We start from the raw sequence: 18,992 nt of genomic DNA, 5'->3' as shown, positions 1-18,992 counted from the left end.
GAAGGGCAATCGGTGGGGAACGGCAATCGGCGGGAGCACACATGGCCACCGGATGGTGGACGCTCGGACAGTCGCACCGCGGTGGCCGCTGGTCGGCGTTCAGCCGGCGTTGCCTGTCCGACGGCCGGCGAGCGCTGCCGCATAGCCGCCCGCACCATGCTCCAGATGTCGGGCAACACGGCCAACGGTCGTGACGCTCACCCCGGTATTCTCGTGGATCTGCCGATACGAGACGCCGCCGACCAGGGCCGGAACCACTCGCCAGCGATCGGTCATCGCCTCCAGCTCGGCCGGAGTGCACAGGTCGGTGAGGAACGCCCGCATGTCGTCGACATCGGTCAGCCGGACGAAAGCATCGGCGAGGTCATCCAGCGCATCTGTTGAATCATTGGCGCCGGGCGTAGCCGTGGTGTTCCGCTTCATGCTCATCCGTTCCTGTGTAATAGCACGCTATCACACTAGTGCATGGTGACGGGCACCTTCTCCACTCGCTGGGCGGGTGCCGCACGACGGGCCGCGCGGCCAGCAGTGAGCGCGCGCAACGAGTTCAGAATTGTGGCGAGGTCGATCACCTCTTGCAGTGTCGCCCCCACGATGGCCGGCAACCATCCGAAGGTGGCCACCAGCATCAGTCCCACGCTCAACCCGATGCCCAACCAAATACTTTGCGTCGCCACACGCATGGTGCGCTGCCCGATCAGAACGGCGTCGACCACCCGTGAGATGTCGTCGGTCATGATCACCACGTCGGCGGAGTCAGAGGCGGCCGTCGACCCCTTTGCCCCCATCGCGACGCCGATATCCGCGGCCGTCAGGACGGGGGCATCGTTGACACCGTCGCCGATCATCATGACGGGGCGCGCGCTGATCGCTTCGACCGCGGTCACCTTGTCCATCGGCAGCAGGTCGGCACGCACATCGGTGAGCCCCAGTTCCTGACCCATGTGTTCGGCGGTGTGACGCGCATCTCCGGTGAGCATCAGCGTGTCCTGCACGCCGAGGCTGGCCAGCGCCCGCAGCGTCTGGGCCGAATTGTGACGGAGCTGGTCGCGCAATAACAGCGTTCCGGCGAACACACCGTCGACACTCACATAAACCGCCTGCTGCCCTCCCAGCATGTCGGGTTCCGGCACGCTTTCGGCAGCGGAGTGCTGCTCGACGAAGGCGCGCTTGCCGACCACCGTCTGGCGGCCCGACAGGGTGGCCGTGACACCGTTGGTCGCGTATTCGCTGGCGGTATCGGTGGTGATCAGGGACAGCGAACGCGCGAGGGCGGCATCCACGACCGATTTGGCCAGCACGTGTGTGGAATACTGTTCAGCCGATGCGGCCAGTTGCAACAACTCGTCGTCGGTGAATCCCGGCTCCGGGTGGATCGACTCCACCGTCGGTGCCCCCTCGGTCAGGGTTCCGGTCTTGTCGAATGCTGCCGTTTTCACCCGTGACAGTTGTTCGAGGGTGCCGCCATTCTTGACGATCACACCGATCCGGGATGCCCGGCTCATGCCGCCCATGAATGCCACCGGAGCCGCGATCAGCAGCGGGCACGGTGTGGCCACCACGAGCACTTCGGCGAACCGCACCGGGTCCCCCGCCATCCACCAGGCGAACCCGGCGATCGCGAACGAAACCAGAGTGAACGGTACCGCGTAACGGTCCGCAAGGCGCACCAGCGGGGCGCGACTGGCTGCCGCCTCCGAGACCAGCGCGACGATGCGTTGGTACTGGCTGTCCTCGGCCAGAGCCGTGGCTCGCATGGTGATGGCGCGGTCGCCGTTGACCGCTCCGCTGAGCAGTCCGTCACCGGCCACCCGGTCCACGGGAAGGCTCTCGCCCGTCAGCGAAGACTCGTCGAAGGTTGCCTCGTCGGTGACCAACTCGCCGTCGACCGGCACGATCTCAGACGGTTTCACCAGTAGGAGATCGCCGATCAGCACTTCGGTGACCGGAACGTCGACGGCGTCGGAGCCCACGAGCCGATGCGCGGTCTGTGGGCTCCGGGCGAGCAGGGCGCTCAGTTCACGTTTCGCTCGGTTGCCCGCATAGTCTTCAAGCGCCTCGCCACCCGACAGCATGAGAACGATGACCAGGCTCGCCCAGAATTCGCCGACCAGCACTGTGGCGACGATAGCTGTGACTGCGAGGAGGTCGATTCCCCAATGCCCGCGCAGCACGTCTTTCACCATGCCGACCGTTTGGATCGCTGCGACCGCCAAGGCGTACACGCTGATGATCCAGCCGCTGACTTCCGGATGCCCGCCGAGCGCGATGCCGATTCCAACGATCCCGACCACAAGGGTGATGGCGACTATGGGGTAGCGACGCACCGCGGCAGACAACCAGTTCATACTTCAAGTTCTAGCCGGATCCGCCGCCGATTTCCAGCGAGGCAAGGCTCACCTCACCCGATCAGAAGACCACCCAGACCCACTCGGTCTGGCTCGTCGAACCGGCGATCCCGGCGCCGTCGGGGACAAACGTGGCCTGCACCTTGTTGAGGCCTCGACGCAATTTCAGCGCCGTGGTCTTCACCGTCCCGTTGTCTGCCGCGGTCAACGGCACTGTGGTGGCCTTCCCGTTCACGGTGAGCGCAACCGACCCGGTCGGCGCCTGGCTCGAGGGCGACGTCACCCGCACCTGTGCGGTCACGGTGTTCCAGGAGAAGGCGATCAGCCTGTTGAGCCGCAGGGTTGTCTGCGACGGGTAGGCGACCGTCACCGCCTCGGAGACAGCCGTTCCGTCGGGCAGCCCCTTCTTGCTGGCCGTCACCGTAACCGTGATGGCCTTGCCCGCATCGCCCGCACCAACCTTGTACTTCTTTCCGGTTGCCTTCGCGATGTCGACCCCGTCAGCCTGCCACTGGTAGGTGAAGGTCAGCTTCGCCACATCCCAGGTTCCGGGGGTGGCGGTCAGGGTCTTGCCCACCGCCGGAGTGCCGGTGATCGTCGGCAGCGCAGTGTTCACCGGTGCCGGGGGCCCGGCTGGGATCGTCACCGCCTCGGAGACAGCCGTTCCGTCGGGCAGCCCCTTCTTGCTGGCCGTCACTTTAACCGTGATGGCCTTGCCCGCATCGCCCGCACCAACCTTGTACTTCTTTCCGGTTGCCTTCGCGATGTCGACCCCGTCAGCCTGCCACTGGTAGGTGAAGGTCAGCTTCGCCACATCCCAGGTTCCGGGGGTGGCGGTCAGGGTCTTGCCCACCGCCGGAGTGCCGGTGATCGTCGGCAGCGCAGTGTTCACCGGCGCCTTCGGCCCCGCCTCGCCGGTCGCCACAGTGACAACGGTGTAGACGCCGGTGTCACCGTAATCGATCAGCCCGAGGTAAGCGGTCTGCGGGATGAGATCCTGCCACGACGCGGTGAACGTCACGGGGATGCCGGTCTGCCCGTTCAGGACGTCAGGCGCGAGTGCAAGCGCCTCGCCGCTCGGCATCACAGAGGTCGTCGTGAGGTCGAACGCGGTCGTCCCGGTGACGGAATAGATGTCCACGAACACCCGGTAGGTTCCGGCGTCCGGATCGACCAGGTCGACACGTTCGTCACCGGACGCCGTGGCCGACTGCCACCCGGCGATCGGCGCGCCCGCATCATTCAGCAGGTAGACGGTGAGGTCGAGGTCGGCAGCCTTGTCGACAGTGACCAGATCGAACCGCGCAAACGCGGCGCCCTCCGGCACGGACACCAGATAATCGAACTCGGCGCCCGCAGCGCCCGAGCCGGAGTGGTTCTTCTCGGCGCCGGTTGGGTCGGGCTGCAGCACACTGGCGGTCAGGCCGGTGCTCGAGAGCGGGATCGGGCCGTCACCACCGGGGGTGACGGTGACGTCAACCGACCCGGTGACCCCGGTGCCTGCGACCTCGGCCGGCGCCACGATTGTCACCGGGCGCACCGCGAGCGGCGAGCGCACCACGGTGGTGTTCCCGTAGCCACCGGTCCAAGTCAACTCGCCCGTTGAGAATGTGTCCAAGGGGGCATCCGTTCGGGTGAAGGTGATCTGGAACTCTTTGCTCTCCCCGGCCTGGCCGAAGGTGAGGGTCGAGGGCTCAACCACGGTTTCGAATCCGGGCATCGAGACGGCCGCAGTGAAGTCTCCGGCCTGGGTGGAGGTCACCGTGCGCGTGATCGTCTCGGGTGCCGTGAACTGGCCGATGGCGATCGACGCGAGGTTGAGGTTGCTCGGATCGATCGGGTCGACACCGGCGTCGTAGCCGATGCCCTGGATGTAGGCCAGCCAGTCCCCGAGATCGTTGAGGTAGAGCAGGCCGGGTTCGAAGAATTTCGTCGGGTCGACGTGGCCCGCACCCTGGATGAACGGGTCGGTCACCGGGTTGTCGTCGCCGTCGACGGTGTTGTAGGCCGTCGTCATCATCGCCGATTTGATCTCGGCCGGACTGGCGTCAGGCCTCTCGCCCAGGTACAGGGCGGCGAGACCGGCGATGTGCGGCGACGCCATCGAGGTTCCCGACAGGAACTCGAAGGTCGGCGCCTCACCGGCTGCGTTCGGTCCATCGGCGAGGATCGCCACGCCGGGTGCGGAAATGTCCGGTTTCAGCACGTCGCTGCCGTCGGCCTCAACCGGGCCGCGGGACGAGAATCCGGCCACCTGCGGCGTGGGCGGCGTGTAGTCGGTCTGGTTTCCGGGCGTGAAGGTTGCCGTCGCATCCGGTGTGGCCGAGTAGGCCATCACGGCGTCGTGGTAGCGAGCGTCCAGGTGAATGGTCGGCACCGTGTGCTCGTCGAGGTCGACGGAGCCTGGCACCACGTTGACCAGGATCATGCCGATCCCGCCGGCACGTTTCACCTCGGCCGACTTGTCGACCCGGGCGTTCACGCCACGTTCGCAGGTCACGATTTTTCCGGCGGCCAGTGCGGGGTCAAGTGTGCCGGTCAGGCACAGGTTGGCCGATTCCGCACCGGCGAGCGCTACCGCGGCGGCGGTGACCAGCGGGCCAGTCAGCGGGACGGCTGTGGGGTCCATGTTGACCGTGATCGAGCCGCCCGCATATTTCGCCCCGTCACCGAGGGTGACGGTGGCCTCGTAGCTGGGAATCGTGCTGGCGGCGACCGTCGTGATCCACGGCGACGCGTTGTCGAGCGTGGATGAGGCCGGTCCGGAGTTTCCTGCAGATGCCGCAACGAAGATACCGGCGGCGGCGGCACCGAGGAATGCCTCATCGGTCGGTGAGATCGTGGTCTGGGCTGCCCCGCCGCCGATCGAGTAGTTGAGCACGTCGACGCCGTCGGCCACGGCCTGGTCGATGGCCGAGAGGATGTCGCTGGTGGCGCAGCCGTCATCGTCGGTCGTTGTCGGATCGTTTCCGGTCCAGCACACCTTGTAGGCGGCGATCTTTGCGGCAGGCGCCATCCCGCTGATGGGGCCGAAGTCCACGCCGTTGATGCTGGTGGAAACACCAGCGTTTCCGGCGGCGGTGCTCGCGGTGTGCGAACCGTGGCCGTTACCGTCACGGGGCGAGAGGTACTCGCCCTGGCTGACATCTCCGATCGCCCCGAAACCGTCAACGAAGTAGCGGGCACCGATGATCTTGGTGCTGCAATCAGCGGCTGTGAACTGTACGCCGGTCTCACAGGTTCCGGTGAAGGTGCCACCGTCAGCCTTCTCGAACCGGATGGTGTCACCGTCCAGGTAGGGAGCGGCGCCCGACGCGGTTCCGAGGGCTTCACCGGCGAACGACGGATTCTCCGGGGCGACGCCGGTGTCGAGCACGCCGACCACCACGCCCGCGCCGGCACTGTCGATGCCCCCCACTGCTTCCCAGACCCCACCGGGGCCGGAGAGCCCCAGGAACTCCGTGGACGGCTCGGCGGTCACATGCTTGAGCTCGTCTGGGGTGATGTTCGCCACTGAGCGGTCCGCTGCCAGTTGGGCGGCTTGTTCGGCGGTGAGGTCGGCCGCGAAGCCGTTGAGGGCGAGCGTGTAGGAGTGGGTGATCACCACCCCGTCGGCGTCGGCTGCGACCTCCTCCTGCCGCTCGGCCAGGTGATCGGTGTACTTCTGCACGGCACGGCGCTGCAACTGTTCGCCATCTTCTGGCGCGGTGGGCGCAAATCCGTCGATGCCTCCTTCGTATGTCGCGGCCGACGGCTCAACCAGCGTGACGATGTACCGGCCGGGCTCGAACGACATCTTGCCGCTGCCGCCGATGGACTGCGGGGCGGCTGCGGCGGGAGTGGCCACGAGCACGAGGGAGGTGATGAGCGCGGCACAGGTGGCGGCGCTGAGAGTGCGAATACCCACGATCGAATCCTGTTCTTCATTGGACAAGGACAACGAGCAGTCGGGCCTGCACGCAGACTCAGTAAACCGTGTTGTACCCCGTTTTGGGTACGGGCGTTACCAAATCGTGATATTAATCCGCGTCACGACGAAAACGCCCGTGCACCCTGTGGGGTACACGGGCGAGTGTCGCTCGTGAAGTTGTGCCGGGCACTGAGTCGGCCCCGGCGCTGACTCAGGCCAGGCGAATCTTAAGGTTCTCTGCCAGCGAGGCGAGGAACTCCTCGGTGGTCTGGAACGGCTGCTCCGGCCCGACGAGCAGCGCCAGGTCCTTCGTCATCTTGCCGGATTCCACGGTCTTGATCACGACGTCTTCCAGCGTGTGGGCGAAGTCGACGAGCGCCTGGTTCTCGTCGAGGTGACCGCGATGCGCGAGGCCCCGGGTCCAGGCGTAGATCGATGCGATCGGGTTCGTCGAGGTGGGCTTGCCCGCCTGATGCTGGCGGTAGTGCCGGGTGACGGTGCCGTGCGCGGCCTCGGCCTCGACGGTCTTGCCGTCGGGCGTGGTGAGCACGCTGGTCATGAGCCCGAGGGATCCGAAGCCCTGCGCAACGGTGTCTGACTGCACGTCGCCGTCGTAGTTCTTGCAGGCCCAGATGTAGCCGCCCTCCCACTTGAGGCTGGCCGCGACCATGTCATCGATCAGGCGGTGCTCATAGGTGAGACCGGCGTCCGCGTAGCGTGCAGCGAACTCGGCGTCGAAGACCTCTTGGAACAGATCCTTGAACCGGCCGTCATACGCCTTCAGGATGGTGTTCTTGGTCGAGAGATAGACCGGGTAGTTGCGCTCGAGACCGTAGTTCAACGACGCGCGGGCGAAGTCGCGGATCGAGTCGTCGAGGTTGTACATGCCCATTGCGACACCGGAACCGGGTGACTGGAACACCTCGAACGACTGGGCCTCGCCGCCGTCCTTGGGCGTGAAGGTCATGGTGAGGGTGCCCTCGCCCTCGAACCGGAAGTCGGTCGCGCGGTACTGGTCGCCGAACGCGTGACGGCCGATGATGATGGGCTTGTTCCAGCCGGGGACCAGGCGCGGGATGTTCGAGATGATGATCGGCTCGCGGAAGATCGTGCCGCCGAGGATGTTGCGGATGGTGCCGTTCGGCGAGCGCCACATCTTCTTCAGGCCGAACTCCTCCACCCGTGCCTCGTCGGGGGTGATGGTGGCGCACTTCACGCCGACACCGTGCTTCTGGATGGCGTGCGCGGCGTCGATGGTGATCTGGTCGTCGGTCTCGTCACGCTTCTGGATCGACAGGTCGTAGTACTCGAGGTTCACGTCGAGGTAGGGCAGAAGGAGAGTGTCTTTGATCTCCTGCCAGATCATTCTGGTCATCTCGTCGCCGTCAAGCTCGACGACTGTTCCCTCTACCTTGATCTTCGACAAATTCTTACTCCTCATGAGGCCGTCGGCGCGAACAGTGCTGGCGCGCCATTTGATTCGAGTGAACCGGATCCGCTTTCGAATCGATCGGATCCGTATTCAGGTCAACCGGTACAGTTTAGCCGATCCGCACAAATATCTCGACATCAAGATAAATTGCCGTCCGGGGGCGCCTCGGACTATCGGCCACCCCCATACGCGGGCTAGGTTGTTGACATGAGTGAATTCAGACTGGACGAGTTATCAGCGTCGAACATCGTTGCCGCGAACAGCCTCACGCTCAAGCCGGGTCAGGAACAATTCATCGCCCCGGTCTCGTATTCAGTGGCCGGGGCCTTCATCAACCCGTCGACATCGTGGTCGCGCGTGGTATTGGATGCCGAAGACCGCGTCGTGGGGTTCATCATGGGCAACTTCGATCCCGAAAGCCGGCACGAAGAATTCCGCAGCTGCATCTGGCGCATCAACGTCGAGGCCGACCAGCAGAGTCGGGGCGTCGGACGTTTCGCCGTTTTGAGCCTCGCGGAAGAGGCACGAAGCCGCGGCTTCAAACGGGTCACCGTGATCTGGGAACCGGGCGATGACGGCCCCGGCGCGTTCTTCACCCGCGTCGGCTTCAAAACGGTCGGTGAGACCGAATACGGCGAGACCATCGGGGCGATGGAGCTGTAGCGCATGGCGGAATCCACCCCCTCCCGTGCCGAGTTTGCCGAGAACGTGCTCGAGATCGTACAGGCGATCCCTCCCGGCCGAGTGATGACCTACGACGACATCGCCGCCGTGCTCGGTTCACGGGCATCACGCATGGTCGGCCAGGTGATGAGTCGCTCCGGTGGCGATCTGCCGTGGTGGCGCGTGATCCGCGCGGGCGGCCATCCGCCGCTCTGCCACGACGCCGAAGCGCTGGAACACTATGAAGCCGAGGGAACCCCCCTCCTGCCGTCAGCGGTCGAGGCCGGCTACCGCATCGACTACAGAACCTCCAGGTGGACTCCCCCGTTCGACTGAGGGGCAGGGCGCGCCTGCCCGGAAGTGGTGGTGCCGCCTCCCGGCTGTCGATACTCCGGAGCCGGATGGTGGCCAGGATCCACATCTTCCAGACTCATCCTTCGCCGACCGTGCAGTTGTTGGGGTTATCGCCTTCGAATAACCCCAATAATTGCACTCTGGGCGGGGTGGATGAGGGCAGGGTGGCTGAGGGCAGGGTGGATGCGCGGGAGCGAGGTCGGGTGCTGGTCAGGCGTCGGGCGCCGCGTAGACCCGCTCGCCGTCGACGAAGGTCTGCAACACACGGGTGTGGCCTATTTCCGACTCCGGATGAGCGAACGGATCACGGTCGAGCAACGCAAAGTCGGCCAGCTTGCCGACCTCGATGGTGCCCGTCTCATCGAGGTGGTTCACATACGCTGAGCCCGCCGTGTACGCGGTGAGGGAACTGGCCAGGTCGATGCGTTGTTCGGGCAGAAACACGTCATAGTCACCCTCTGCCTCGCTGGGAGCCGCCAACCGGTTCACGGCGACGTGGATCGCGGCAAGGGGGTCGGGGGTTGAAACCGACCAGTCGCTGCCGGCGGCGAGGATCGCACCAGAGCGCAGCAGATCGCCGAACGGATACTGCCACGAGCTTCTCTCCGCCCCGAGGAACGGCAGGGTGAGGTCGACCATCTGCGGCTCCAGTGCTGCCCAGAGCGTCTGCATGTTGGCCGCGACCCCCAGGTCACGGAACCTGTGCACGTCATCCGGGTGCACGACCTGCAGATGAGCGAGGTGGTGGCGGTTGTCGTTGCGCCCGTTCGTGGCCTGGGCCTGCTCCACCGCATCCAGACACTCCCGCACCGCCCGGTCGCCGATGGCGTGAAAATGAACCTGGAAACCGAGTGCATCCAGGGCGGTGACGTTCTCGCGCAATTCGTTCGGATCCACGAAGGAGATCCCCGAGTTGTCACCGCGATGTCCGCAGGCATCAAGGTACGGGGCCAACATGGAGGCCGTGAAGTTCTCGGCCACACCGTCCTGCATGATCTTCACGCTGGTGGCTGCAAACCGGCCCACGCGGCACGCGTCGCGCCGGGCCACCAGTTCGGGAATCTGTTCGGCACCCCGTGCGCGATCCCACCACAATGCGCCCACCACGCGTGCCGTGAGCTCGCCGGACGAGGCCGCGGCCATGTAGGCGGGCGTGACATCACCCGCATCACTCGCGGATCCGAGGATCGCATCCTGCCACGCCGTCACGCCCAATGAGTGCAAATACTCCTGCCCGAGGAGCAGGGCTCTCCGGTAGTCAGCCGCGCTGGTCTCCGGCAGGAGCCGGCTCACCAGTGTCATCGCACCTTCATGCAGCGAACCGGTGGGTGTGCCATCTGCGTCGCGCTCGAGCCGGCCGTCCACCGGATCGGGCGTGGCGGCGTCGATTCCCGCCATTTGCAGCGCCCGGTTGTTGACCCACGCACCGTGCCCGTCAGCATTCGGCAGAAACACCGGGCGGTCGCGGGCAACCCGGTCGAGGTCGTCAGCCCGCGGGTTTCCCCCCTCGAACGCCGCCATCGACCAGCCGCCACCCAGGATCCACTCCGCGTCGGGGTTCGCGGACGCGTACCCGGCGATGCGGTCCAGATAGCCGGCCTGCGTGGACTCGCTCGCGAGGTCGCACCGGATCAGGTCGAGGCCGCCCCAGACGGTGTGCACATGGGCGTCCTGAAAGCCGGGCACGAGCATGCGGCCAGCCAGGTCGACCACCTCGGTGTTCGGGCCGACCATCTCGCGCACCTCGTCGTGGCCGACCGCGGTGATGCGGTTGCCGGTCACGGCCACAGCGGTCGCCCGTGAGCGCACGGTGTCAGCGGTGAAGACCGGTCCGCCGGCGAAGACGATGTCGGCGTCTGGCATTCTGGTACTCCTAGGCTCCGCCCATGGTCTTCGCGATGTCGGTGGCGGAATCTCCCGACCGGCGCAGCACGACGGCGACCAGAGCGATCGCTCCGAGCGTGAGCACCAGCATGATCGTCGAGACCGCGGCGATCTCGGGCCGAAGGCCGGTGCGCACGGCACTCAGCACGTAGACCGGCCACGGCGTGGAGCCGGAGACCTGGATGAACGCGGCGACGATGGTGTTGTCAAGACTGAGAGTGAACGCCAGCAGTCCACCAGCCAGCACAGCCGGCATCACCAGGGGCAGGGTGATCTGGGTGAACCGGCGAAGGGGTGGCGCGTACAGGTCCGCGGCCGCCTCCTCCAGGCTTTCATCCAGGCCGATCAACCGCGAGCGCACGATATAGGTGACCACGGCGGTGGAGAACAGAGAGTGCCCAACCACCAGTCGGGCGATCCCGTTATCGAAGATGCCCAGACCGAGATCTTGGCCGAGAAAGACCAGCCAGGGCAGCAGGGCCACAGCATCGACGATCTCGGGGGTCACAGTGACCAACACCAGCAACCCCAGGAACCACGGCACCCATCGGCCGGCGCGGCGCGCCAGGGCGACACCGGCCATGGTGCCCAGCACTGTCGCAAGAACCGCCGAGATGATCCCGGTCTGCAACGACACCACGACGGCGTCGCGGATGGCCGGCTTCGTGACAATCGCAGCGAACGAACCGAACCCGAAGTGATCCCAGGAGACCAGGAGCCGGCCCTCGTTGAACGAGTAGATCAGAATGACGAGGATGGGCGCGAACAGGAACAGGAACACCAGGACCGCCCAGGCCCTCATCGACAGCTCCATCAGACCAAGACGTCTCATTTCTCCACCCCCAGAACCAGTCGGCGGCGAGCCCGCATCGGCCAGGTGCCGAGCCAGGCGATCAGGCCAGCCAATGCAGCGGTACCGAGGATCGTGAGAATCAACACCACCGCCATGGCCGAGCCCAGCGCCCAGTTCTGCGCAGTCTGGAATTGGTTGGCCACCATCTGGCCCGCCATGTTCCCCTTGGCGCCGCCGAGCACGGTGGCCGTGATGTAGTCACCCATCAACGGGATGTAGACCAGGAGCACCCCGACGATCAGCCCGGGCTTGGCCAGAGGCAGAGTGATGTGCAGGAAGGTCGACCATCGCCCGGCGCCAAGATCCTTGCTCGCCTCACGCAACGACAGGGTGACCCGGTCGAAGGCGACGAACAGCGGCAGCACCATCAACGGCAGGTAGTTGTAGACCACCCCGATCAGCACCGCGGTGCGGGTGAACATGATTTCCAGCGGCCCGTCGGTGATCCCCAGGGTCTGGAGCACCTGGGAGAAGAAACCCTCCGGCGCCAGAATGATCTGCCAGCCGATGGTACGGATCAAGAAGTTCGTCCAGAACGGAATCATCACCATCGCCAACAGGATGCCCCGATGGCGCATCGGCGCTTTGAGCGCCAGCCAGTAGGCGAACGGAACCGAGATCGCCAGAATGATCAGTGTGCCGGTCACCCCGACCCAGAGGGTGTTCTGGAAGGTGGCGAAGAACGTCGGCGAGAGCGCCTCCGCGTAGCGATCCAACGACAGCACGTCATTCGCGTGGGTGCCGAACATTCCCGGCTTGTAGCCGAAACTGAACCAGATCACCATGCCGACCGGGGCCAGGAAGAAGGCGATCAGCCAGGCCCAGGCGGGGAACGCCAGAATCGCGCGCGGCAGGCGTTTCCAGTCGCGCCCCGGCGCCGATGCCGCCGAAGGCGGCTCCGATTGCAGCGCGGCCGCGCCGATCGCTTCCAGTTGCGTCGTCATCTCATCCTTGGTGTGGTCGGGTCACCGCCGGTGCCCTCAGGCGCCGGCCGCGGCCTTTGTCTTGTCCCAGATCTGGACGATCCGCTGCTGCTGCTCACCCAACACCTGGGTGTGCATGGTCTCGATCTGCTGGGGAGAGAAGAAGACCAGGTCGAGCATCTCCATCCCCTCGGCCTTGGCCGCCTCCTCGATGCCGGTTGCCCCGGTGTGGTAGCCGTTGTAGTCGAGTTCGCGCAGCGAAATCGCCGGATCCATAATGAAGTTGATGAAGGCGTGCGCCGCCTCAGGGTTGGGAGCACCGGTCGCGATCGCCCAGTTGTCCATCCACAGTTCCGTATCGGGGGAACCGAGGCGCCAGACCCAGCGGTCCGGCTCGTCACTCTCCTGGATGCCGATCCGGGCGTCACCGTTCCACACCTGCATGAGCATCTGCTGCGCCTGCGGAATTGCAACGCCACCGGGATAGGAGTCGAAGGTAGAGATGTGCGGGGCGAGCGTATTCACCAGAAAGTCCTCACCCGCGTCGAGGTGGGCGGGGTCAGTGGTGTTCCAGTCGATCCCGTTCGACCAGAAGTAGAGTCCGAGCAGCGGCGCCGGGTCATCCAGCACGCTCATCTTGCCGCTCGCCTCGTTCTGGGCGGCATCGATGAAGTCGGCCCACGTGTTCAGTTCCCGGGTGATCTTGGTCTTGTCGTAGACGAAGCCGGTAGTCCCCCACGCCTTGCAGATCGAGTAGTCGTTGTTCGGGTCCCAGTCGCGTCCGAGGAACGCGGGGTCCATGTGTTCCAGGTTGGGCAAAAGGTCGTGGTTGAGTTTCGCCAGCAGACCGTTCTCGACCATCTGCGGAATGAAGGGGCCGGTCGGAATGACGATGTCATAACCGCTGGTGCCCTTCGCCGCGACCAGTTTGGAGATCATCTCCTCGTTGGAGTTGAACGAGTCGAGCGTGATCTTGGGGCCGAATTCGGCGGTGAAGTCAGTCAGCACCTCGGGGTCGTCATAGTCTCCCCAGGTGAAGATGGACAGTTTGTCCTCCAACGGCCCACCGACGGCGCCCGCAACCTCTTCGGGCCCCGATCCGGTGCCGCATGCTGCCAGCAATCCGGTTCCGGCGGCCGCGGCGGTGAAGCTCAGGAACCGGCGCCGGGAGACCTCGGAGCGGATCATTTTGACTGCGGTGGTGGACGCCAGGATTCTGACGGGTGTCGACTCGGGCATGCGGTTCTACTCCTTGATTGAAATGGCTCGGGTGCTGGCTGCGGGGTCAACCGCATCCTTCGCGATCTTTGCTTTGGCTGCTGCGGCCTGTTTGGCCGGGAAGAAGTTCACGCTCTCGTCAGACCAGGAGCACCAGACCCGGTCTCCCACTGCCAGGCGGGGTGCCGCCGGCCGGGGCAGACGGGCCAGAAGCGTGTGCTCGTGCCCGATCTGGACGAGGAACTGCAGGGTCTCACCCAGGTGAGAGACCCCGATCAGCTCGCCGGGCACGACGTTCGGAGTGGTCACCGATGCCGGCTCTTCTGCAGACACCGTGACCGCTTCGGGCCGAACAGCCGCCTGAGCATCAGAGCCGACGATGAGCTCGCCGGTCACCGTGGTTGCGCGCAACTGGCCGAACTCCGTGTCCATCACGTGCGGGTCGACTCCTATCCGACCGCTGAGAAAGTTCTGCTGGCCGACAAATCCAGCCACATAGGCGTTCGCCGGAGAATCATAGATCGTGTCGGCGTTCGCCAATTGCTCGATCCGGCCGTCGCGCATGATCGCGATGCGGTCGCTCATCGACAGGGCCTCCCCCTGGTCGTGGGTGACGAAGATGAAGGTGATGCCGAGGCGCGACTGCAGCAGCTTGAGCTCCAACTGCATCTCTTCGCGGAGTTGGCGGTCGAGAGCACCGAGCGGCTCATCCAGCAGTAGCACCGCCGGCCGGTTGATCAGGGCACGAGCAAGCGCGATGCGTTGCTGCTGTCCCCCGGAGAGCTGGGTCGGCCGGCGATCGGCGAACGACACCATCTGCACCATGTCAAGCGCCTCGGTGACCTTCTCGCGGATCTCCTGCTTGCCGACGCGCTTCTGCCTGAGGCCATACGCCACGTTCTCGGCGATGCTCATGTGCGGGAACAGGGCATACGCCTGAAAGACGGTGTTGACATTGCGCCTGTGCGGCGGCACACCGATGACGTTCTGACCGGAGATGCGGATACTGCCGGCATCCGGCTGCTCAAAACCCGCGAGCATTCGCAAGGTCGTGGTCTTGCCGCAGCCAGACGGGCCGAGCAGCGAGAGGAACTCGCCAGCTTCGACCCGGAGGCTGATGCTGTCGACGGCGGTGGCTGTGCCGTACCGTTTTGTCACCGACTCCAGCACCACCGTGCCGGTCTCTTCGGTCTGCGCGCCTTTATTGCGCGTGGGTTCGCCTGAAACGGGCACTACGGGAATCGTTGCGCTCACGGCACCTCCGGGGTGGTACGCCTGAAAATCGACTGGCTGTTGAGTTCCCACATCGTATCGCGCGGTTTGCGGATGCGCACATCGGCGGGTGCTTTTGCCACGACTTTCGCAGTGAATTCGGCCCAGCGCTTCGGAAAGCGTTGCTCAGACCCACCCTTTTCCGACAACGGGAGCTCGAGCCACGAAGGCTCAGACCAGAGAGTCCCGCCAGGCAGCATGAAGTTTCGCGAACCGGCCGGTTCCCGAGATCAACTCCTCGGGTGTGCCGTCTTCAACCACCTTTCCGTGCTCCATCACCAGCACCCGGTCGGCGATCGCGACGGTGGACAATCGGTGTGCAATGATCACTGCGGTGCGGTCGGCCAGCAGGGTCTGCAGCGCCTCCTGCACAAGACGTTCGCTCGGGATGTCCAAGGAACTGGTCGCTTCGTCCAGGATCAGAACGGCCGGGTTCGCGAGGAACGCGCGCGCGAACGAGATCAACTGCCGCTGCCCGGCCGAGACCCGGCCACCGCGCTTGTTCACCTCCGTGTCGTAGCCGTGCGGGAGCGCCTCGATGAACTCGTGGGCCCCCACCGCCTTCGTTGCTCGAACGACATCGTCGAAGGTCGCCTCCGGGTCACCGATCCAGACGTTGTCAGCCACAGTGCCCGAGAACAGGTACGACTCCTGGGTGACCATCACGATCGCTCGGCGCAAGTCCTTCGGGTGCAACTTCCTCAGGTCTACACCGTCCAGGGTGATCGAGCCCTCGGTCGGGTCATAGAACCTGGACATGAGCTTGGCGAGTGTCGACTTGCCGGCGCCGGTCGACCCCACAAGGGCGATCGTCTGCCCGGCGGTCATCGACAGGTCGAACTTCGGCAGGATCACCCGGTCTGCCGCGTAGGCGAACTCGACGCCTTTGAAGCACAGGTTCCCCTTGGCCTCCCACAGATCCACCGGATCCACAGGGTCGGGCACGCTCGGCTTTTCCTCCAGCACACCGGAGATCTTTTCCAAAGCTGCAGCCGCCGACTGGTAGGAGTTGTAGAACATCGCCATCTCCTCCATCGGGTCGAAGAAGCGCCTGGTGTAGAGCAACGCGGCCAGCAACGCGCCGATCTCCAGCTGGCCCTCCGCCACCCGGAACCCGCCGACCAGGAGCACCACGGCGACCGTCACGTTGCCGATGAGTACCAGGCCAGGGTCGAAGATACCGAACAGCTGGATCACGTCGTTGTTGACTTTTCGGTAGGCCTCCACCTGAGCACCGAATTCCGCCTGGTTGCGCTTCTGCTTGCGAAACGCCTTCACGGCCCGGATCCCGGTCATCGTCTCGACGAAGGAGACGATCAGTCTGGCCGAAGCGACCCGCGACTGGCGGAACATGGTCTGCGAACGCAGCTGGAACCACCGGGTGAGGATCCAGAGCGGAACGAGGGAGCCGAACAACACGACACCGCTCACCCAGTCGAGCGAGAACAGGGCGACGGCGATGAATAACATGTAGAGAAATCCCTGAATCAGCGAGTTGATGCCTGAGTCAAGCAGTTCCCTGATCGCATCGAGGTCGCTGGTCTGCCGGGAGATGATGCGGCCCGACGTGTACTTCTCGTGGAACTCGAGGCTGAGTCGCTGCGTGTGTAAGAAGACCCGTTTGCGAAGGTCAATCAGAATGGCCTGGCTGATCCGTGCCGACATCACGGTGTACTGCGCGATGAAGACGGCGCCGACCACACCGGTCACGAGGTAAGCGATCACAATCACGTACAGGGGCGCCCAGTCACCGGCGACAACCGCTGGCAGGCCGCGGTCGATTCCGACCGCGATCAGCGCCGGGCCGGCCACCTGGGCTCCGACGGCGACGATGACCACGATGCTCATCCAGATCACCCGAACCCGCAACGGACGCATCAATGATCCGAGCAGGGCGAGCGACCTCGAGCGGATCTGCCTGCTCTCCTTCTTGGTGAAGTCGTTGCGCTCCTCTCCCTGCACCCCGTACACGCTCACAGTTCCACCTCGGTGCGCATCCGAGTCTCGCGCCGGTTCTCGTCTTCAAGGCTCGAGATCACGAAGGCGTAATGTGCGCTCGTTGCGAGCAGCTCGGAATGCGTGCCAACCGCCGTGATTCGCCCGGCCTCGAGCAACGCCACCCGGTCGGCGAGCATCACTGTCGACGGCCGGTGCGCCACGATCAGGGCGGTGGTGGTGGCCAGCACACGCCTGAGCGCCGCCTCCACCAGAGCCTCTGTGTCCACGTCGAGCGCGGACAGTGGGTCGTCGAGCACCAGAATCCGGGGTCGGGCGGCAACCGCGCGGGCAAGCGCCAGCCGCTGCCGTTGGCCTCCGGACAGACTCATGCCTTCTTCGCCGACCACCGTGTCAAGCCCGTCGGGCAGTTCGTGGACGAAGTCGGCCTGAGCAATGGCCAACGCTTCCAGGAGGTCCTCCTCCCGCGCATCGGGCCGGCCGAGCAACACGTTCTCCCTCACCGACGTGGAGAACAGGGTGGCATCCTCGAAGGCCATCGCCAAATGTGTGCGCAACTCGTCCAGGGTGAGGTCGCGGGCGTCGACGCCGTCGACCAGGACAGCGCCGCCGGTGACGTCGTAGATGCGGGTGGCCAACGAGACGAGAGTGGTCTTTCCGCTGCCGGTCAGGCCAACAAGGGCCATCGTCTCACCGGGGCGGATCGTGAGGTCGACCCCATTGATGAGGTCGGGCACCCCCGTGGGCGAGTCCTGGTAGCGGAAGTGCACGTCTTTGAAACGCAGTTCGCCGCGCGGGTCGACGATGGTCTTCGGTTGAAGTGGATCGACGATCGTGTTCTCGGCGTCGAGCACCTCAAAGAACCTGTCGGCGGCTGTGCGGGTGTCGAACGTCATCGACAACAGGAATCCAATCGACTCCACGGGCCAGCGCAGTACGGCGGCCGTCGCGAAGAACGCGAACAGTTCGCCGACGCTGAGCTCCCCGACCGACGCCAGCCATACGCCACCGAACAGGCAGAGGGCAAACGCGACGTCCGGAACCAGGACCAGCCAGAGCCAGATTCCGGCGATCGCCTTCGCCTTCTCGATCTCCGTGCCCTGCAGGTCCTCGGCGCGGGTGGTGAAGTTCTTCAGCGCGTGTTTGCCGCGGCCGAATGCCTTCAGCACGCGGATGCCGTGCACCGACTCCTCGACGGCAGTGGCCAGGTCGCCAGCTTGGTCCTGGCTGCGGCGGGCGATCGTCGAGTACTTCTCCTCAAACACATACCCGTAGATCCAGAGCGGAATCGAACAGACGATGAAGACCAGCCCCAGGATCCAGCTCCAAGAAAGCAGTATGCCAAAACCGACCATGATCGTGATCAGGTTGACGACCAGCAGCACAATTCCAAAGGAGAACCAGCGGCGGATCAGGCTGAGGTCACTGATCGCTCGGGAGAGGAGCTGCCCCGACTGCCAGCGATCGTGGAAGGCCACCGGCAACGCCTGCAACCGGTTGTAGAGGCTGTTGCGCATGCGCGCCTCGATATGGGTGCCGGGGGTGAGCACGAACCAGCGGCGGAGTGCGATCATCACTGCCTCGACGATCCCCAGGCCCAGCACAGCGAGCGCGGCGGGCCAGACCTGGCCGGGGTCACCCTTGGAGAGCGGTCCGTCGACCAGTTGTTGCAGAACCAGTGGGATCGCCAGCGCGACGAGACCGGCGAGAAGTGCAGCGATCATCCCCATGTAGATGCGGGGCATGGCCGGCTTCGCATACGGGTAGACGCGCATGATGGCGCGGAACGTGCTCGGCTTCTTCGGTGGGACACCCGGTTCAGGAAGGTGTTCGGCCTGGATTGTGGCAGACACTGAGGTCTTCTTTCAAGTAGTGACGTTTCAAGTAGTGACGGGCGAGCTACCCGCAGGCTGTGACCCGATCGAGCGCGCCCGGGACGGGGCGATCATGGGATGTTTTCTGAGGACACGTCAAACGGGTGTGTCCTGGCGAACGTTGTGGAAAGTCTCTGGCGATCGGCCGTGCAAAGTCCCTAGTGGGGCTTCACCGGTCACGCCGGGCGGGGTGGGCTGTGACCGAGGTGAGTGTGGTGGCACCGGCCATGACGACACCGGCGCCAAGATTGCAGGCCACGCCGCATTCCGAGGTGATTGTGTATGTCATGGCATCCTCCCGAGTG

General features: G+C 64.9%; 13 protein-coding genes. 2 read left to right on the top strand and 11 right to left on the bottom strand.

What is annotated here, in order from left to right:
* Window positions 1–99: 99 nt before the first annotated feature.
* The 4 genes from DL891_RS12060 to DL891_RS12045 all read right to left on the bottom strand — a co-directional run bounded on the left by DL891_RS12060 (window position 100) and on the right by DL891_RS12045 (window position 7,684).
* On the bottom strand, window positions 100–429 hold the full coding sequence (locus DL891_RS12060; RefSeq protein WP_232819139.1) for a YerC/YecD family TrpR-related protein: 330 nt from the start codon (window positions 427–429) through the stop codon (window positions 100–102).
* Window positions 430–458: 29 nt separating this feature from the next.
* A complete protein-coding gene (locus tag DL891_RS12055) occupies window positions 459–2,348 on the bottom strand; it encodes a heavy metal translocating P-type ATPase (RefSeq protein ID WP_111720684.1) in 1,890 nt (629 codons plus the stop codon).
* A 61-nt stretch (window positions 2,349–2,409) separates the two neighbouring features.
* Window positions 2,410–6,255: a S8 family serine peptidase gene (locus tag DL891_RS12050; protein WP_157962489.1), complete on the bottom strand. Its 3,846-nt coding sequence runs from the start codon at window positions 6,253–6,255 to the stop codon at window positions 2,410–2,412.
* 214 nt (window positions 6,256–6,469) lie between these two features.
* The gene (locus tag DL891_RS12045; RefSeq protein ID WP_111720683.1) at window positions 6,470–7,684 is read right to left on the bottom strand and encodes an NADP-dependent isocitrate dehydrogenase; all 1,215 of its coding nucleotides are present in this window, start codon (window positions 7,682–7,684) and stop codon (window positions 6,470–6,472) included.
* Between the two features lie 213 nt (window positions 7,685–7,897).
* Here DL891_RS12045 and DL891_RS12040 point away from each other — a divergent pair, with 213 nt between their 5' ends.
* Both DL891_RS12040 and DL891_RS12035 read left to right on the top strand, forming a co-directional pair.
* Complete coding sequence (locus DL891_RS12040) at window positions 7,898–8,353, top strand: GNAT family N-acetyltransferase (RefSeq protein ID WP_111720682.1); 456 nt, start codon at window positions 7,898–7,900, stop codon at window positions 8,351–8,353.
* A 3-nt stretch (window positions 8,354–8,356) separates the two neighbouring features.
* Window positions 8,357–8,689, top strand: a complete 333-nt coding sequence (locus tag DL891_RS12035) for an MGMT family protein (RefSeq protein WP_111720681.1) — start codon at window positions 8,357–8,359, stop codon at window positions 8,687–8,689.
* A gap of 228 nt (window positions 8,690–8,917) precedes the next feature.
* Here DL891_RS12035 and DL891_RS12030 read toward each other — a convergent pair whose 3' ends face one another.
* From DL891_RS12030 to DL891_RS11995, 7 genes are all read right to left on the bottom strand, one after another.
* On the bottom strand, window positions 8,918–10,570 hold the full coding sequence (locus DL891_RS12030) for an amidohydrolase (RefSeq protein WP_111720680.1): 1,653 nt from the start codon (window positions 10,568–10,570) through the stop codon (window positions 8,918–8,920).
* A gap of 10 nt (window positions 10,571–10,580) precedes the next feature.
* A complete protein-coding gene (locus tag DL891_RS12025) occupies window positions 10,581–11,423 on the bottom strand; it encodes an ABC transporter permease (protein WP_111720679.1) in 843 nt (280 codons plus the stop codon).
* The gene (locus tag DL891_RS12020; RefSeq protein WP_111720678.1) at window positions 11,420–12,388 is read right to left on the bottom strand and encodes an ABC transporter permease; all 969 of its coding nucleotides are present in this window, start codon (window positions 12,386–12,388) and stop codon (window positions 11,420–11,422) included. The genes DL891_RS12025 and DL891_RS12020 overlap by 4 nt, the downstream gene beginning before the upstream one ends.
* 36 nt (window positions 12,389–12,424) lie before the next feature.
* Complete coding sequence (locus tag DL891_RS12015) at window positions 12,425–13,606, bottom strand: spermidine/putrescine ABC transporter substrate-binding protein (RefSeq protein WP_111720677.1); 1,182 nt, start codon at window positions 13,604–13,606, stop codon at window positions 12,425–12,427.
* A 6-nt stretch (window positions 13,607–13,612) separates the two neighbouring features.
* On the bottom strand, window positions 13,613–14,839 hold the full coding sequence (locus DL891_RS12010) for an ABC transporter ATP-binding protein (protein ID WP_111720676.1): 1,227 nt from the start codon (window positions 14,837–14,839) through the stop codon (window positions 13,613–13,615).
* Between the two features lie 189 nt (window positions 14,840–15,028).
* Entirely contained in the window at window positions 15,029–16,834 is a 1,806-nt protein-coding gene (locus DL891_RS12000; protein WP_111720674.1) for an ABC transporter ATP-binding protein, read from the bottom strand.
* Window positions 16,831–18,588, bottom strand: coding sequence for an ABC transporter ATP-binding protein (locus tag DL891_RS11995; RefSeq protein WP_111720750.1), 1,758 nt, complete (start codon window positions 18,586–18,588; stop codon window positions 16,831–16,833). Before DL891_RS11995 ends, DL891_RS12000 begins: the two co-directional genes overlap by 4 nt.
* Window positions 18,589–18,992: the final 404 nt, after the last annotated feature.

It is taken from the genome of Homoserinimonas sp. OAct 916 (genome assembly GCF_003260275.1).
Lineage (GTDB): Bacteria > Actinomycetota > Actinomycetes > Actinomycetales > Microbacteriaceae > OACT-916.
The sequence above is the reverse complement of the archived record's forward strand: the minus strand, read 5'-3'. Positions and strand labels throughout refer to the sequence as shown.

Coding starts and splice junctions, on each gene's coding strand:
- DL891_RS12035 (WP_111720681.1), top strand. CDS start 8,357: ATGGCGGAATCCACCCCCTCCCGTGCCGAGTTTGCCGAGAACGTGCTC.
- DL891_RS12015 (WP_111720677.1), bottom strand. CDS start 13,606: ATGCCCGAGTCGACACCCGTCAGAATCCTGGCGTCCACCACCGCAGTC.
- DL891_RS12025 (WP_111720679.1), bottom strand. CDS start 11,423: ATGAGACGTCTTGGTCTGATGGAGCTGTCGATGAGGGCCTGGGCGGTC.
- DL891_RS12040 (WP_111720682.1), top strand. CDS start 7,898: ATGAGTGAATTCAGACTGGACGAGTTATCAGCGTCGAACATCGTTGCC.
- DL891_RS12060 (WP_232819139.1), bottom strand. CDS start 429: ATGAGCATGAAGCGGAACACCACGGCTACGCCCGGCGCCAATGATTCA.
- DL891_RS11995 (WP_111720750.1), bottom strand. CDS start 18,588: ATGCGCGTCTACCCGTATGCGAAGCCGGCCATGCCCCGCATCTACATG.
- DL891_RS12030 (WP_111720680.1), bottom strand. CDS start 10,570: ATGCCAGACGCCGACATCGTCTTCGCCGGCGGACCGGTCTTCACCGCT.
- DL891_RS12020 (WP_111720678.1), bottom strand. CDS start 12,388: ATGACGACGCAACTGGAAGCGATCGGCGCGGCCGCGCTGCAATCGGAG.
- DL891_RS12055 (WP_111720684.1), bottom strand. CDS start 2,348: ATGAACTGGTTGTCTGCCGCGGTGCGTCGCTACCCCATAGTCGCCATC.